The organism is Blastococcus sp. SYSU DS0617, assembly GCF_054051075.1.
In genome coordinates this window covers 1-15,813 of the sequence record NZ_JBJHAO010000007.1, presented here as the reverse complement: position 1 = coordinate 15,813, position 15,813 = coordinate 1, and the positions used below count along the sequence as shown (strand labels likewise).

At 69.8% G+C, this 15,813-nt stretch carries 9 protein-coding genes; 8 read left to right on the top strand and 1 reads right to left on the bottom strand.

Translation table 11 applies throughout. From position 1 onward, the window contains the following. Positions 1 to 3: 3 nt before the first annotated feature. The 4 genes from ACI793_RS09670 to ACI793_RS09655 all read left to right on the top strand — a co-directional run bounded on the left by ACI793_RS09670 (position 4) and on the right by ACI793_RS09655 (position 9,329). Positions 4 to 639, top strand: coding sequence for a hypothetical protein (locus ACI793_RS09670; RefSeq protein WP_456606166.1), 636 nt, complete (start codon positions 4 to 6; stop codon positions 637 to 639). Positions 640 to 643: 4 nt separating this feature from the next. After that, the gene (locus ACI793_RS09665) at positions 644 to 1,462 is read left to right on the top strand and encodes a hypothetical protein (protein WP_456606165.1); all 819 of its coding nucleotides are present in this window, start codon (positions 644 to 646) and stop codon (positions 1,460 to 1,462) included. A gap of 360 nt (positions 1,463 to 1,822) precedes the next feature. Then, positions 1,823 to 5,329 carry a DNA-directed RNA polymerase subunit beta gene (gene rpoB / locus ACI793_RS09660; protein WP_456606164.1) on the top strand — a complete coding sequence of 1,169 codons (3,507 nt, stop codon included), beginning with the start codon at positions 1,823 to 1,825 and terminating at the stop codon, positions 5,327 to 5,329. Between the two features lie 94 nt (positions 5,330 to 5,423). Then, entirely contained in the window at positions 5,424 to 9,329 is a 3,906-nt protein-coding gene (locus ACI793_RS09655) for a DNA-directed RNA polymerase subunit beta' (protein ID WP_456606163.1), read from the top strand. 153 nt (positions 9,330 to 9,482) lie between these two features. Here the strand turns inward: ACI793_RS09655 and ACI793_RS09650 are convergent, their stop codons facing one another. Beyond that, positions 9,483 to 10,529, bottom strand: coding sequence for an LLM class F420-dependent oxidoreductase (locus ACI793_RS09650; RefSeq protein WP_456606162.1), 1,047 nt, complete (start codon positions 10,527 to 10,529; stop codon positions 9,483 to 9,485). A gap of 835 nt (positions 10,530 to 11,364) precedes the next feature. Between ACI793_RS09650 and rpsL the strand changes: the two genes are divergently transcribed. The 4 genes from rpsL to tuf all read left to right on the top strand — a co-directional run bounded on the left by rpsL (position 11,365) and on the right by tuf (position 15,700). Next, positions 11,365 to 11,739 (top strand): 30S ribosomal protein S12, encoded by a 375-nt coding sequence (gene rpsL, locus ACI793_RS09645; protein ID WP_224499980.1) that lies wholly within the window; start codon positions 11,365 to 11,367, stop codon positions 11,737 to 11,739. Beyond that, positions 11,739 to 12,209, top strand: coding sequence for a 30S ribosomal protein S7 (gene rpsG, locus ACI793_RS09640; protein WP_113832907.1), 471 nt, complete (start codon positions 11,739 to 11,741; stop codon positions 12,207 to 12,209). Before rpsL ends, rpsG begins: the two co-directional genes overlap by 1 nt. A gap of 101 nt (positions 12,210 to 12,310) precedes the next feature. Next, positions 12,311 to 14,410 (top strand): elongation factor G, encoded by a 2,100-nt coding sequence (gene fusA / locus ACI793_RS09635; protein WP_456606161.1) that lies wholly within the window; start codon positions 12,311 to 12,313, stop codon positions 14,408 to 14,410. A gap of 96 nt (positions 14,411 to 14,506) precedes the next feature. Beyond that, complete coding sequence (gene tuf / locus ACI793_RS09630; RefSeq protein WP_456606160.1) at positions 14,507 to 15,700, top strand: elongation factor Tu; 1,194 nt, start codon at positions 14,507 to 14,509, stop codon at positions 15,698 to 15,700. Positions 15,701 to 15,813 lie beyond the last annotated feature (113 nt).

The window sequence follows — 15,813 nt, the reverse complement described above, 5'->3', positions numbered from 1 at the left end:
GGGGTGACCAGCGACGCGAGGCCGCGCGCCGACGAGGCCGACGGCGCCCCGGCGTCCTCGGCCCCCGGGCCGGACGAGGTTCCGCCGGGCACGGCCGGGGAGACCCCCGCCTCCGCGGGGGAGTCGCGCGGGACGGACGACGTCTCCCGGGCCCGCGGCCGGGTGAGCCTCCCGCTGGCGCCGGTCCTGGCCGTCCTGCTCGTGCTGCTCCTCGCGGCCGGCGGCTGGCTGTGGTCCACCCGACCCGACCCCTCGGCGGTGACGACGGACGACTACGTGGAGGTCCTCCAGGCGGCGCGCTCCGGCGTCGTCGACCTGACCTCCTTCGACCACCTCACCATCGACGACGACATCGCCCAGATCCGGCGCGTGGCCACCGGCGACCTGCTCGACGAGTCCGTCGCCCAGCTCGAGGAGCAGCGGGACCGGTTCGCCGAGGTGCAGGCCGTGGTGAACACCGAGGTCATCGGCGCTGCCGTGACCCGTGCCGACGAGGACTCCGGGACGGTGCTGCTGGTGATCCAGGCGACGCAGCGCAGCGCGGCCGACGAGCGGCCGGCGATCGTGAAGTACCGCATCCAGGTGGAGCTGCAGAAGGTGGACGACCGGTGGTTGCTGTCCGGGATCGCGGGGCTGTGACGGCATGAGCGAGACCCCTGAGGACCGTCCCCGTCCCACCCCGCGGTCCCGCCCGGCGCCGGCGCCCCGGCCGACCTCTGGAGGGCGGCCGAGCCCCCGCCCCCGGGTCGCCGGAAGCCGCCGCGAGCGCGAGGAGGCCGCCGCGCGCGCCGCCGCGTCCGCCGAGGGCACCGCCGCGTCCGCGCCCCACGCCACGCCCCCCGGGGCGACCGCATCCGCGGCGACCGGGAGCACCGGCCGCCGGAGCCGGCCGCGGCGTCCGGCCCCCGAGCGGGGCGGCGCCGCGCGCCGGCGGTTCCCGGCCCTGCTGGCCCTGCTCGCGGTGCTGTGCCTGGCCGCGGCGGCGGGCGTCGGCTACCTCACCTGGGAGCGGCTGAACCCCGCGTACGTCGACGACGAGATCTTCGCCGCTGCGCGCAGCTCGGTGGAGGACCTGTACGCCTACGACTACCGCGACTCCGAGGGCAGCCTGGACCGCAAGCTCGCCGTCCTCACCGGGGACCTGCGCGAGACCTACGAGGCGGAGTTCTCCCAGGGGGGGATCCTCGACACCTACGAGCAGGTCTCGGCGACCACCAGCTACGAGGTGCTGGACGTCGGTCTGCAGCAGGTGAACGACGCCCAGGACACCGCGACCGTGGTGGTGTTCGGGCGGTACCTGACCAAGTCGGTGACCAGCGGCAACGCCCCGGCGCCCGCGGGGTCGGAGTGCGAGGTCACCCCCGAGGGGGAGCAGTCCTGCGTCCAGACCATCCAGATGCGCATGGTCGAGGTGGACGGCGACTGGAAGATCAGCGAGCTCTCGCAGCTCACGACGAGCTGACCCGGGAGCCGGGCCGCCCTCGGCGTGGCGGTCGGACGCGGCCGGGGCGGCTGGCATCATGGGCCGCACCGCGCCGGTGCGTGGACCGTGTCGCGCCCGTTGTGGCGCCGGTCGCACCGGTACCCCTGGCGTGGACATCGCGCAACAGCAGGGGTAGGGTCTCCTGTTGCGCTGCCCTCTGACTGCCTGCCCGCTGAGACGGGTCACGACGGGTGCCCGGAACCCACACCGGTGCCTCCCTCGCCGACCGTCGATCCGGGTGTTCGCGGCCGTCGCGGACAGCCTCGCCATCACCGACGACGACCCAGGACGACCCGCACCCACCGCCCGCACGTCGTGAGGTCCTTGGAAGGACGCATCTTGGCAGGCTCTCGCCCCACCAGCATCAACCCCAGCACCACCGAGTCCGGCACCACCAGCACGGCCCCCGCACCGCAGGACGGCCCCCGCACCGGCGAGGCCGACCAGCAGAAGATCCCCGGCGCCCCGCTGCGCGTCTCGTTCGCCAAGATCTCCGAGCCGCTCGCGGTCCCGGACCTGCTGGCCCTGCAGACGGCCTCGTTCGACTGGCTGATCGGCAGCCCCGAGTGGCGCGAGACGCTCTCCCCCGAGGAGCAGGCGGCCGCCGTCGGCGGCCTGGCCGAGATCCTCGAGGAGATCTCGCCGATCGAGGACTTCAGCGGCTCGATGTCGCTGTCCTTCTCCAACCCGCGCTTCGAGGACGTCAAGGCGTCCCTCGAGGAGTGCAAGGACAAGGACATGACCTACGCGGCGCCGCTGTTCGTCACCGCCGAGTTCATGAACAACACCACCGGCGAGATCAAGAGCCAGACGGTGTTCATGGGCGACTTCCCGATCATGACGAACAAGGGCACGTTCGTCATCAACGGGACCGAGCGCGTCGTCGTCTCCCAGCTCGTCCGCAGCCCCGGCGTCTACTTCGACAAGTCGCTGGACAAGACGTCGGACAAGGACGTCTTCTCCGCCAAGGTCATCCCCAGCCGCGGTGCATGGCTGGAGTTCGACGTCGACAAGCGCGACACCGTCGGCGTGCGCATCGACCGCAAGCGCCGCCAGCCGGTCACCGTGCTGCTCAAGGCGCTGGGCTGGACCGAGGACCGCATCCGCGAGCACTTCCAGTGGTCGCCCACGGTGCTGGCCACCCTCGAGAAGGACCACATCGCCGGCCAGGACGAGGCCCTGCTGGACATCTACCGCAAGCTGCGCCCGGGCGAGCCGCCGACGCGTGAGTCCGCGCAGGCGCTGCTGGAGAACCTGTTCTTCAACCCGAAGCGCTACGACCTGGCCAAGGTCGGCCGCTACAAGGTCAACAAGAAGCTCGGCGTCTCCGTGGCCCAGGGCACCAGCACGCTGACCGAGGACGACATCGTCGCCACCATCGAGTACGTCGTGCGTCTCCACGCCGGCGAGCCCGACCACGGCGTCGACGACATCGACCACTTCGGCAACCGTCGCCTGCGCACCGTCGGCGAGCTGATCCAGAACCAGATCCGGGTCGGCCTCTCCCGCATGGAGCGCGTGGTCCGCGAGCGGATGACGACCCAGGACGTCGAGGCCATCACGCCGCAGACCCTGATCAACATCCGGCCGGTCGTCGCCTCCATCAAGGAGTTCTTCGGCACCAGCCAGCTGTCGCAGTTCATGGACCAGACCAACCCGCTCGCGGGCCTGACCCACAAGCGCCGCCTGTCGGCGCTGGGCCCCGGTGGTCTGTCCCGTGAGCGCGCCGGCATGGAGGTCCGGGACGTCCACCCGAGCCACTACGGCCGCATGTGCCCGATCGAGACGCCGGAAGGCCCGAACATCGGCCTGATCGGCTCGCTGTCCTCGTTCGGCCGGGTCAACGCCTTCGGCTTCATCGAGACGCCGTACCGCAAGGTCGAGAACGGTCAGGTCACCACCCAGATCGACTACCTGACCGCCGACGAGGAGGACCGCTTCGTCGTCGCGCAGGCCAACAGCCCGCTCGACGCGCAGGGTCGCCTCGCCGAGGAGCGCGTCCTGGTCCGCACCAAGGGCGGTGAGGTCGACTACCTCGCCCCCGAGAACGTGGACTACATGGACGTCTCGCCGCGGCAGATGACCTCGGTCGCGACGGCGATGATCCCGTTCCTCGAGCACGACGACGCCAACCGCGCGCTCATGGGCGCCAACATGCAGCGCCAGGCCGTCCCGCTGCTCCGCTCGGAGGCCCCGCTCGTGGGCACCGGCATGGAGCTGCGTGCCGCGGTCGACGCCGGCGACGTCGTCGTGGCGGAGAAGGCCGGTGTGGTCGAGGACTCCACCGCCGACTACGTCACGATCATGGCCGACGACGGCACCCGGCAGACCTACCGCCTGCTGAAGTTCCAGCGCTCGAACCAGGGCACCTCGATCAACCAGAACCCCGTCGTGGACGAGGGTCAGCGCGTCGAGGTCGGCCAGGTCATCGCCGACGGTCCCTGCACCGACCAGGGCGAGATGGCGCTGGGCAAGAACCTGCTCGTCGCCTTCATGCCGTGGGAGGGCCACAACTACGAGGACGCGATCATCCTGTCGCAGCGCCTCGTGCAGGACGACGTCCTGTCCTCGATCCACATCGAGGAGTTCGAGGTCGACGCCCGCGACACCAAGCTCGGTGCCGAGGAGATCACCCGGGACATCCCGAACGTCTCCGAGGAGGTCCTCGCCGACCTCGACGAGCGCGGCATCATTCGCATCGGTGCCGAGGTCGTCCCCGGCGACATCCTCGTCGGCAAGGTCACGCCCAAGGGCGAGACCGAGCTGACCCCTGAGGAGCGGCTGCTGCGCGCGATCTTCGGCGAGAAGGCCCGCGAGGTCCGCGACACGTCGCTCAAGGTCAAGCACGGTGAGTCCGGCAAGGTCATCGGCGTCCGCGTGTTCTCGCGCGAGGACGGCGACGAGCTCCCCGCCGGCGTCAACGAGCTGATCCGGGTCTACGTCGCCCAGATGCGCAAGATCTCCGACGGCGACAAGCTCGCCGGACGCCACGGCAACAAGGGCGTCATCTCGAAGATCCTGCCGCAGGAGGACATGCCGTTCCTCGAGGACGGCACCCCGGTCGACATCGTCCTGAACCCGCTCGGTGTGCCCGGCCGCATGAACGTCGGCCAGGTCCTGGAGATGCACCTCGGGTGGATCGCCAAGCAGGGCTGGCAGGTCGAGGGCACGCCGGACTGGGCGGCCAACCTGCCCGAGGCGGCGAAGTCGGCCGCGCCCGGCACGCGCACCGCGACGCCGGTGTTCGACGGCGCCAAGGAGGACGAGCTCATCGGCCTCCTCGGCTCGACGACGCCGAACCGCGACGGCAACCGGATGGTCAAGGAGACCGGCAAGGCGCGGCTGTTCGACGGCCGCTCCGGGGAGCCCTTCCCCGAGCCGATCGCCGTGGGCTACGTCTACATCCTGAAGCTGCTCCACCTGGTGGACGACAAGATCCACGCCCGGTCGACCGGCCCGTACTCGATGATCACCCAGCAGCCGCTGGGAGGTAAGGCGCAGTTCGGTGGCCAGCGCTTCGGCGAGATGGAGTGCTGGGCGATGCAGGCCTACGGCGCGGCCTACGCGCTGCAGGAGCTGCTCACCATCAAGTCCGACGACATCCTCGGCCGCGTCAAGGTGTACGAGGCGATCGTCAAGGGCGAGAACATCCCCGAGCCGGGCATCCCCGAGTCGTTCAAGGTGTTGCTCAAGGAGCTGCAGTCGCTCTGCCTGAACGTGGAGGTCCTCTCCAGCGACGGCAACGCGATCGAGCTGCGCGACACCGACGACGAGGTCTTCCGGGCCGCGGAGGAGCTGGGCATCGACCTGTCCCGCCGCGAGCCGTCGTCCGTCGAAGACGTCTGATCGGCAGTCGGCCGGCCCTGAGCCATCGGGGCCGGCCGGCCACCCACTCCAAGCCAATAGAAGCGAAGCACTAGCCCCTGAAAGGGGTCACACCTTGCTCGACGTCAACTTCTTCGACGAGCTCCGCATCGGGCTGGCCACCGGCGACGACATCCGCCAGTGGAGCCACGGTGAGGTGAAGAAGCCCGAGACCATCAACTACCGCACCCTCCGTCCGGAGAAGGACGGTCTCTTCTGCGAGAAGATCTTCGGTCCCACCCGGGACTGGGAGTGCTACTGCGGCAAGTACAAGCGGGTCCGGTTCAAGGGCATCATCTGCGAGCGCTGCGGCGTCGAGGTGACCCGCGCCAAGGTGCGTCGTGAGCGGATGGGCCACATCGAGCTGGCCGCGCCGGTCACCCACATCTGGTTCTTCAAGGGCGTCCCCTCGCGCCTGGGCTACCTGCTCGACCTGGCGCCCAAGGATCTCGAGAAGATCATCTACTTCGCGGCCTACATGATCACCTCGGTCGACGACGAGGCGCGGCACCGCGACCTCCCGACCATCGAGGCCGAGATCAGCGCCGAGAAGTCCAACCTCGAGGGCCAGCGCGACGCCAACGTCGAGGCCCGCCAGCAGAAGCTCGAGGCCGACCTGGCCGAGCTCGAGGCGGAGGGCGCCAAGTCCGACGTCCGCCGCAAGGTGCGCGAGGGCGGCGAGCGCGAGATGCGCCAGCTGCGCGACCGCTCGCAGCGGGAGATCGACCGCCTCGACGAGGTGATGGACACCTTCCGCAAGCTCGAGGTCAAGCAGCTCATCGCCGACGAGAGCCTCTACCGCGAGCTGCGGGACCGCTTCGGCGAGTACTTCGAGGGCGGCATGGGCGCCGCGGCGCTGCAGAAGCTGCTCTCCGGCTTCGACCTCGACGCCGAGGCCGCCTCGCTGCGGGAGACCATCCGCAGCGGCAAGGGCCAGCGCAAGCTGCGGGCCCTCAAGCGGCTCAAGGTCGTCGCGGCCTTCCAGCAGACCCGCAACTCGCCCATGGGCATGGTGCTGGACTGCGTCCCGGTCATCCCGCCGGACCTGCGCCCGATGGTGCAGCTCGACGGTGGCCGCTTCGCCACCAGCGACATGAACGACCTGTACCGCCGCGTGATCAACCGGAACAACCGGCTGAAGCGTCTGCTGGACCTCGGCGCCCCCGAGATCATCGTGAACAACGAGAAGCGGATGCTCCAGGAGTCCGTGGACGCGCTGTTCGACAACGGCCGTCGCGGCCGCCCGGTCACCGGTCCCGGCAACCGTCCGCTGAAGTCCCTGAGCGACCTGCTCAAGGGCAAGCAGGGCCGGTTCCGCCAGAACCTGCTGGGCAAGCGCGTCGACTACTCCGGCCGTTCGGTCATCGTCGTCGGCCCGCAGCTGAAGCTGCACCAGTGCGGTCTGCCCAAGCAGATGGCGCTGGAGCTCTTCAAGCCCTTCGTCATGAAGCGGCTGGTCGACCTCAACCACGCGCAGAACATCAAGTCCGCCAAGCGGATGGTCGAGCGTGCGCGCCCGGTCGTGTGGGACGTGCTGGAAGAGGTCATCACCGAGCACCCGGTGCTGCTCAACCGCGCGCCGACGCTGCACCGCCTGGGCATCCAGGCCTTCGAGCCGCAGCTGGTCGAGGGCAAGGCCATCCAGATCCACCCGCTCGTCTGCACCGCGTTCAACGCGGACTTCGACGGTGACCAGATGGCGGTTCACCTGCCGCTGTCGGCCGAGGCGCAGGCCGAGGCCCGGATCCTGATGCTGAGCTCGAACAACATCCTGAGCCCGGCCGACGGTCGTCCGATCACCGCGCCGACCCAGGACATGGTGCTGGGCCTGTACCACCTGACGACCGTGGTGCCCTCGCGGCACGAGGCCGACGGTGGCACGCCGGCGTCGTTCTCCTCGGCGTCGGAGGCCGTCATGGCGTTCGACATGGGCGCCCTGTCCCTGCAGGAGCGTGCGTTCATCCGTCTCGACGAGGTGTTCGGCGTCGACAACGGCAAGGCCAACCCGGCCTGGGAGCAGCCCGAGGACTGGGCACCCGGCCAGCCCGCGCTGGTCGAGACCAGCCTGGGGCGGGTGCTGTTCAACGAGGCCCTGCCCGAGGACTACCGCTTCGTCAACTACCAGGTGCCGAAGAAGGAGCTCGGGGCGATCGTCAACGACCTCGCCGAGCGCTACCCCAAGGTCCAGGTGGCGGCGACGCTGGACGCCCTCAAGTCGGCCGGTTTCCGCTGGGCGACCCGCTCGGGCGTCACGATCGCCATCGACGACGTCGTCACGCCGCCGGCCAAGCGCGAGATCATGGACCGGCACGAGGCCGAGGCCGCCAAGATCGAGAAGCAGTACGAGCGCGGTGTCATCACCGACTCCGAGCGCCGTGGCGAGCTGATCGAGATCTGGACCCGCGCGCGGGCCGAGGTCTCCCAGGCGATGGTGGACAACTTCCCGACCACCAACCCGGTCTGGGTCATGGTCAACTCGGGCGCCCGAGGCAACATGATGCAGATCAGCCAGATCGCCGGTATGCGCGGTCTGGTCGCCAACCCGAAGGGCGAGATCATCCCGCGGCCGATCAAGGCCAACTTCCGGGAGGGTCTGTCCGTGCTGGAGTACTTCATCTCCACGCACGGCGCCCGCAAGGGTCTCGCGGACACCGCCCTGCGGACCGCCGACTCCGGGTACCTCACCCGTCGTCTGGTGGACGTCTCGCAGGACGTCATCATCCGCGAGGAGGACTGCGGCACCGAGCGCGGCGTCGTCATGCCGATCGGCACCGTCGTCGACGGCGTGGTCACCCGTGACGCGCACGTGGAGACCAGCGTCTACGCCCGCGCCCTGGCCGCCGACGTGGTGGCCGAGGACGGGACGGTCATCGCCCCGGCGAACGCCGACCTGGGTGACGTGCTGATCCAGACGCTGATCGACGCCGGCGTGGCCGAGGTCAAGGTCCGCTGCGTGCTCACCTGCGAGTCGCTGCTGGGCACCTGCGCCACCTGCTACGGCCGCTCGCTGGCCTCGGGCAAGCTGGTGGACGTCGGCGAGGCCGTCGGCATCATCGCCGCCCAGTCCATCGGTGAGCCCGGCACGCAGCTGACGATGCGCACCTTCCACACCGGTGGTGTGGCCGGTGCCGACATCACGCACGGTCTGCCGCGTGTGGTGGAGCTCTTCGAGGCCCGTGTCCCCAAGGGCAAGGCGCCGATCGCGGAGCTCGCCGGCACCGTCCGGATCGAGGACAGCGAGCAGTTCCGCAAGCTGACCATCACCCCGGACGACGGCTCCGACGAGGTCGTCTACGACAAGCTGTCGCGTCGCTCGCGCCTGCGGGTCGAGGACGGCTCGCACGTCGAGGTGGGCGAGCAGCTCACCGAGGGTGCGGTCGACCCGCACGAGGTGCTGCGGATCATGGGCCCCCGCGAGGTGCAGCTGCACCTGGTCCGGGAGGTCCAGGAGGTCTACCGGTCGCAGGGTGTGTCGATCCACGACAAGCACATCGAGGTGATCATCCGCCAGATGCTGAAGCGGGTGACCATCATCGACTCGGGCGCCACGGAGTTCCTGCCGGGTGCACTGGTCGAGCGGACGCTGTTCGAGACCGAGAACCGCCGCGTCGTCGCCGAGGGCGGCGAGCCGGCCTCGGCCCGTCCGGTGCTCATGGGCATCACCAAGGCCTCGCTCGCGACCGAGTCGTGGCTGTCGGCCGCCTCCTTCCAGGAGACGACCAAGGTCCTCACCGACGCCGCGATCCAGGGCAAGAGCGACAGCCTGCTCGGGCTCAAGGAGAACGTGATCATCGGAAAGCTGATCCCGGCGGGTACGGGCATCAGCCGCTACCGGAACATCACGGTGGAGCCGACCGAGGAGGCGCGGGCGGCCGTCTACACGATGGCCGGCTACGACGACGGGCAGTACTACAGCCCCGACGTCTTCGGTCAGGGCACCGGCGAGGCCGTGCGTCTCGAGGAGTACGACTGGCGGCAGTGATGCCACCTAGCCAGTGACGAAAGGGCCCCCAGGTCGCCAGACCTGGGGGCCCTTTCGTGTCCCGCCTCCGCGCTGGGATCAGGTGACCTGATCGCAGCGCGTCCTCCCTGACGGTGGGCGGTGAGGGAGGACGCGCTGCGGTGGGGGAGGAGCTCAGCCGGCGAGGCGCTTCATGGTCTCGACCGTCTTCAGGCGGCCCTCGGGGCTGCCGTCGAGGGGCTGGAGCATCAGCGTGGTGACACCGGCCTCGGCGAAGGCGGCGACGCGCTCGGCGACGTGGCCCTCGGGACCGATCAGCGACGTCGCGCGCACCAGCTCGTCGGGGACCTTGGCCGCTGCCTCGTCCTTCTTGCCGTCGAGGTAGAGGTCCTGGATCTCCTTGGCCTCCGCCTCGAAGCCGTACCGGACGGCGAGGTCGTTGTAGAAGTTCTTGCCCCGGGCGCCCATGCCGCCGATGTACAGGGCGAGCCCCGGACGCACCCGGTCGAGGAGGGCCGCCTCGTCGAGGCCGTCCCCGATGGCCACCGGGACACCGGTGATGACCTGGAGCTCGCCCAGCTCCGGGTCGCGCTTCGCCTTGCCGGCGGCGAGGGCGTCGCCCCAGACCGACTGCGCGCGCTCGGGCATGAAGAAGATCGGCTCCCACGCCTCGGCGATCTCGGCGGCGAGCTCCACGTTCTTCGGGCCGAGGGCGGCCAGCATCACCGGGATCCGCTCCCGCACCGGGGTGTTGATCAGCTTCAGCGGCTTGCCGAGGCCGGTGCCCTGGTCGGCCGGCAGCGGTACCGAGTACTTCTTGCCCTGGTGGTCGAGGCGCTCACGGCGCCACACCTGGCGGCAGATCTCCACGACCTCGCGGGTGCGCTGCAGCGGTGCGTCGTAGGGCACGCCGTGCCAGCCCTCGATCACCTGCGGGCCGGAGGCCCCGAGGCCGAGGGTGAACCGCCCCCCTGAGACGAAGTCCAGCCCGGCCGCGGTCATCGCGGTCAGGGCCGGCGTGCGGCTGTAGATGGGGAAGATGGCGGAGAGCAGCTCCACCCGCTCGGTCACCGCCGCCAGGTAGCCCAGCTGGCTGACCGCGTCGAACGTGTAGACCTCGGCGACCGCCGCGATGTCGAGCCCGGCGGACTCGAGGTCGCGGATCTCGGCCGCGGTCTGCGTGAACCCACCGCTGTAACTGGCTTGGGTGCCGATGCGCACGTGCCCTCCTTCGGTTCGGGGCGCGCGACTCGGCGCCCTGGGGGCACGCTATCGGCCCGCTGCGAGCTGCGGACCACGCCGATCACCTCGGGAACCACCCGGACGCCGTCGACGTCGCCAGGCACGCGGGGCGCGGCGGCCGGGTCGGTCATGGTCCCCATGGTCCCCTCCAGGGCCCCGGGGGACACCCGTGCGACCCCGGAGGGCGACTCCTGGCCCGCTGCTCGCCTGCGGGTCACCCGCCCAGCGGCTGGGCGCCGAGGAGCCGGCGCACGGGTCCGACGGGACGACGCCACCGACCCGCCGAACGTGCGCATCGCCGCCGTCCTGCTCCCGCGCGACGCCTCCAGCGGGTACCGTCCGATCCGCTCCAGCGACGGCGCAGCCGTCTGGGAAGAAGACCGGGCGGCACACCGTTGCCCGGGATGTCACCCGCCCCGGCGGGTGGTGGCCGGCCTCCGGCCGTGCGTGTGAGGGACCCGGCTTTGACCGGTCCTCCGGGCGCGGGTATCGTGGTCAGCCGTGCCCAGGGTGCCCTGGGCCTGCTCCCGTTCGCGGTGCGCCTGGGTGACCTTCTCGGTCACCGGGGACCGCCCTCCGACCCCCGGTCGGAAGGTGGCGGCGCCGAGTCGCGAGGGGCAACCGAGTTCGGTCCGACCGTGGACCGGTCCTGGGCTGGGCGACACGCCCGACCGCGTGGACCGGACGATGGCGGTGGCCGGGATCGGGTGGGCTCCCCCCGGGGGTCCGGCACCCCCAGCACGACCAGCACGCACCACGACATCAGCTCGAATCGCTAGCACCACCCAGCGCAGGTAGGAGATCCAGGCCACCCATGCCCACGATCAACCAGCTGGTCCGCAAGGGCCGCGAGGACAAGGTCACGAAGACCAGCACTCCGGCGCTGAAGGGTTCGCCCCAGCGCCGCGGAGTCTGCACGCGCGTCTACACGACGACGCCGAAGAAGCCGAACTCGGCGCTGCGCAAGGTCGCTCGCGTCCGCCTGACCAGTGGCATCGAGGTGACGGCCTACATCCCGGGCGTCGGCCACAACCTGCAGGAGCACTCGATGGTGCTCGTCCGCGGTGGTCGTGTGAAGGACCTCCCGGGCGTGCGCTACAAGATCATCCGCGGCTCGCTGGACACCCAGGGCGTCCGCAACCGCAAGCAGGCCCGCAGCCGCTACGGCGCCAAGAAGGAGAAGAGCTAATGCCGCGCAAGGGCCCCGCGCCGAAGCGACCCCTGGTCGTCGACCCGGTCTACCAGTCGCCGCTGGTCACCCAGCTGGTGAACAAGGTGCTCGTCGACGGCAAGCGCTCGGTCGCCGAGGCGATCGTCTACGGCGCCCTCGAGGGTGCCCGCGCCAAGACCGACACCGACCCGGTCGTCACGCTCAAGCGCGCGCTGGACAACGTCAAGCCGGCCCTCGAGGTCCGCAGCCGCCGCGTCGGTGGCGCGACCTACCAGGTCCCGGTCGAGGTCCGCGCCTCGCGCAGCACCACGCTGGGCCTGCGCTGGCTGATCCAGTACAGCCGCGCCCGTCGTGAGAAGACGATGACCGAGCGCCTCATGAACGAGCTGCTCGACGCGAGCAACGGCCTCGGTGCCGCCGTCAAGCGGCGCGAGGACACGCACAAGATGGCCGAGTCGAACAAGGCCTTCGCGCACTACCGCTGGTAACGCACGCACCAGCGCCCGCCGTCGGCGGGACTCCCGGGGCCGCACTCACGAGGTCGCAGCCCCGGCACCCGCCACACGGACCAGAATCAAGAGGGGAAGCAATGGCCAGCAACGAGGCCCAGCTCCGCAAGACCCGCAACATCGGGATCATGGCGCACATCGACGCCGGCAAGACCACCACGACCGAGCGCATCCTCTTCTACACCGGTATCACGTACAAGATCGGTGAGGTCCACGACGGCGCGGCCACGATGGACTGGATGGAGCAGGAGCAGGAGCGCGGCATCACCATCACGTCGGCCGCGACGAAGTGCTCCTGGAACGACCACGACATCAACATCATCGACACCCCCGGGCACGTCGACTTCACCGTCGAGGTGGAGCGGTCGCTCCGGGTGCTCGACGGTGCCGTCGCGGTCTACGACGGTGTCGCCGGCGTCGAGCCGCAGACCGAGCAGGTGTGGCGGCAGGCCGAGAAGTACGGCGTCCCGCGCATGTGCTTCGTGAACAAGCTCGACCGCACCGGGGCGGACTTCTTCCGCTGCGTCGACATGATGGTGGAGCGCCTGGCGGCCAACCCGCTGGTGCTGCAGCTGCCCATCGGGGCCGAGTCCGACTTCATCGGCGTCGTCGACCTGGTCGAGATGCGCGCGCTCACCTGGCGCGGTGAGACCAAGATGGGCGAGGACTACGCCGTCGAGGAGATCCCGGCCGAGCTCGCCGACCAGGCCGCCGAGTACCGCGAGAAGCTGCTCGAGAACATCGCGGACTTCGACGACTCGCTCATGGAGGACTACCTCGGCGGCGAGGAGATCGAGGTCGGTCGCCTGAAGGCGGCCATCCGCAAGGCCACCATCGGCGGCCAGGTCAACCCGGTCCTCACCGGCACCGCGTTCAAGAACAAGGGCGTGCAGCCCCTGCTCGACGCCGTCGTGGACTACCTGCCCAGCCCGCTGGACATCGAGGCCATCGTGGGCACCGCCCTCGACGGCGAGACCGAGGTCCTGCGGCACGCCGACGAGGACGAGCCGTTCTCGGCGCTGGCCTTCAAGATCCAGACCGACCAGCACCTGGGCAAGCTGACCTACGTCCGCGTGTACTCCGGCCGGCTCGACGCGGGTTCCGCGGTGCTGAACAGCACCAAGGACCGCAAGGAGCGGATCGGCAAGATCTACCAGATGCACGCCAACAAGCGCGAGGAGCGCGCGGGCGTGGGCGCCGGCCAGATCGTGGCGGTCAACGGCCTCAAGCAGACGACGACGGGTGACACCCTCTGCGACCCGCAGCAGCCGGTGATCCTCGAGTCGATGTCCTTCCCCGCTCCCGTCATCTCGGTCGCCATCGAGCCGAAGACGAAGAGCGACCAGGAGAAGCTGGGCACCGCGATCCAGAAGCTGGCCGAGGAGGACCCCACCTTCCAGGTCAAGCTCGACGAGGAGACCGGCCAGACGGTCATCTCCGGCATGGGCGAGCTCCACCTGGAGATCCTCGTCGACCGCATGCGCCGCGAGTTCAACGTCGAGGCCAACGTCGGCAAGCCGCAGGTCGCCTACCGCGAGACGATCCGCAAGGCCGTCGAGCGGTACGACTACACCCACAAGAAGCAGACCGGTGGGTCCGGCCAGTTCGCGAAGGTGCAGATCGCGCTGGAGCCGCTCGAGATGAGCGCCGACTCCGCGACGTACGAGTTCGAGAACAAGGTCACCGGTGGCCGTGTCCCGAAGGAGTACATCCCCTCCGTCGACCAGGGCATGCAGGACGCCATGCAGTACGGCGTGCTGGCCGGCTACCCGATGGTCGGCGTGAAGGCGGTGCTGCTCGACGGGCAGTACCACGAGGTCGACTCCTCGGAGATGGCCTTCAAGATCGCCGGATCGATCGCCTTCAAGGAGGCGGCGCGCAAGGCCAGCCCGGCCCTGCTGGAGCCGCTCATGGCGGTCGAGGTGACCACGCCCGAGGACAACATGGGCGACGTCATCGGCGACCTCAACTCCCGCCGCGGGACCATCCAGGCGATGGAGGAGCGCTCCGGCGCCCGCGTCGTCCGGGCCCTGGTGCCGCTGTCGGAGATGTTCGGCTACGTGGGCGACCTGCGCAGCCGCACCCAGGGACGGGCGAGCTACTCGATGGTCTTCGACTCGTACGCCGAGGTCCCGGCCAACGTCGCCAAGGAGATCATCGCCAAGGCGACCGGCGAGTAGTCGCCAGACCGGTCGCGGGCTCATCCCGCGGCCGGCGGGCCCCGCCCGAAACCCCAGAGCACGCACCACCTGCGTAACCACGAGGAGAGGAACCCAGTGGCCAAGGCCAAGTTCGAGCGGACCAAGCCGCACGTCAACATCGGCACCATCGGGCACATCGACCACGGGAAGACGACGCTGACCGCGGCGATCACCAAGGTCCTGCACGACAAGTACCCGGAGCTCAACGAGGCGTCCGCCTTCGACCAGATCGACAAGGCGCCCGAGGAGAAGGCCCGCGGCATCACGATCTCGATCGCGCACGTGGAGTACCAGACGGAGAACCGTCACTACGCGCACGTCGACTGCCCCGGGCACGCCGACTACATCAAGAACATGATCACCGGTGCCGCCCAGATGGACGGCGCGATCCTCGTGGTCGCGGCGACCGACGGCCCGATGCCGCAGACCAAGGAGCACGTCCTCCTGGCCCGCCAGGTCGGCGTCCCCTACATCGTGGTGGCCCTGAACAAGGCCGACATGGTCGACGACGAGGAGATCCTGGAGCTCGTCGAGCTCGAGGTCCGCGAGCTCCTCAGCGAGTACGAGTTCCCGGGCGACGACGTCCCCGTGGTCCGCGTCTCGGCGCTCAAGGCGCTCGAGGGCGACGCCGAGTGGGGCGACAAGCTCATGGAGCTGATGAACGCCGTCGACACCGCGATCCCGGAGCCGGAGCGCGACATCGACAAGCCGTTCCTCATGCCCGTCGAGGACGTCTTCACCATCACCGGCCGCGGCACCGTGGTGACCGGTCGTGTGGAGCGCGGCATCGTCAAGGTCTCCGAGGAGATCGAGATCGTCGGCATCCGCGAGAACTCGACCAAGACCACGGTCACCGGCGTCGAGATGTTCCGCAAGCTGCTCGACCAGGGTCAGGCCGGTGACAACGTCGGTCTGCTGCTGCGCGGCATCAAGCGCGAGGACGTCGAGCGCGGCCAGGTCGTCGTGAAGCCCGGCTCGATCACCCCGCACACCAACTTCGAGGGTTCGGTCTACATCCTCTCGAAGGACGAGGGTGGCCGTCACACGCCGTTCTTCAACAACTACCGTCCCCAGTTCTACTTCCGGACGACGGACGTCACCGGTGTCGTGACCCTGCCCTCGGGCACCGAGATGGTCATGCCCGGCGACAACACCGAGATGACGGTGGAGCTCATCCAGCCCATCGCCATGGAGGAGGGCCTCAAGTTCGCCATCCGTGAGGGTGGACGGACCGTGGGCGCCGGCCGGGTCACCAAGATCCTCAAGTAACACCTGGGTGGGGGGGGGGGGGGGGGGGGGGGGGGGGGCGCCCCCCCCCCCCCCACGCCCCCCCCCCCCCCCACCACCCCCACCCCCACCACCAAACAAAAAACAAAACAACC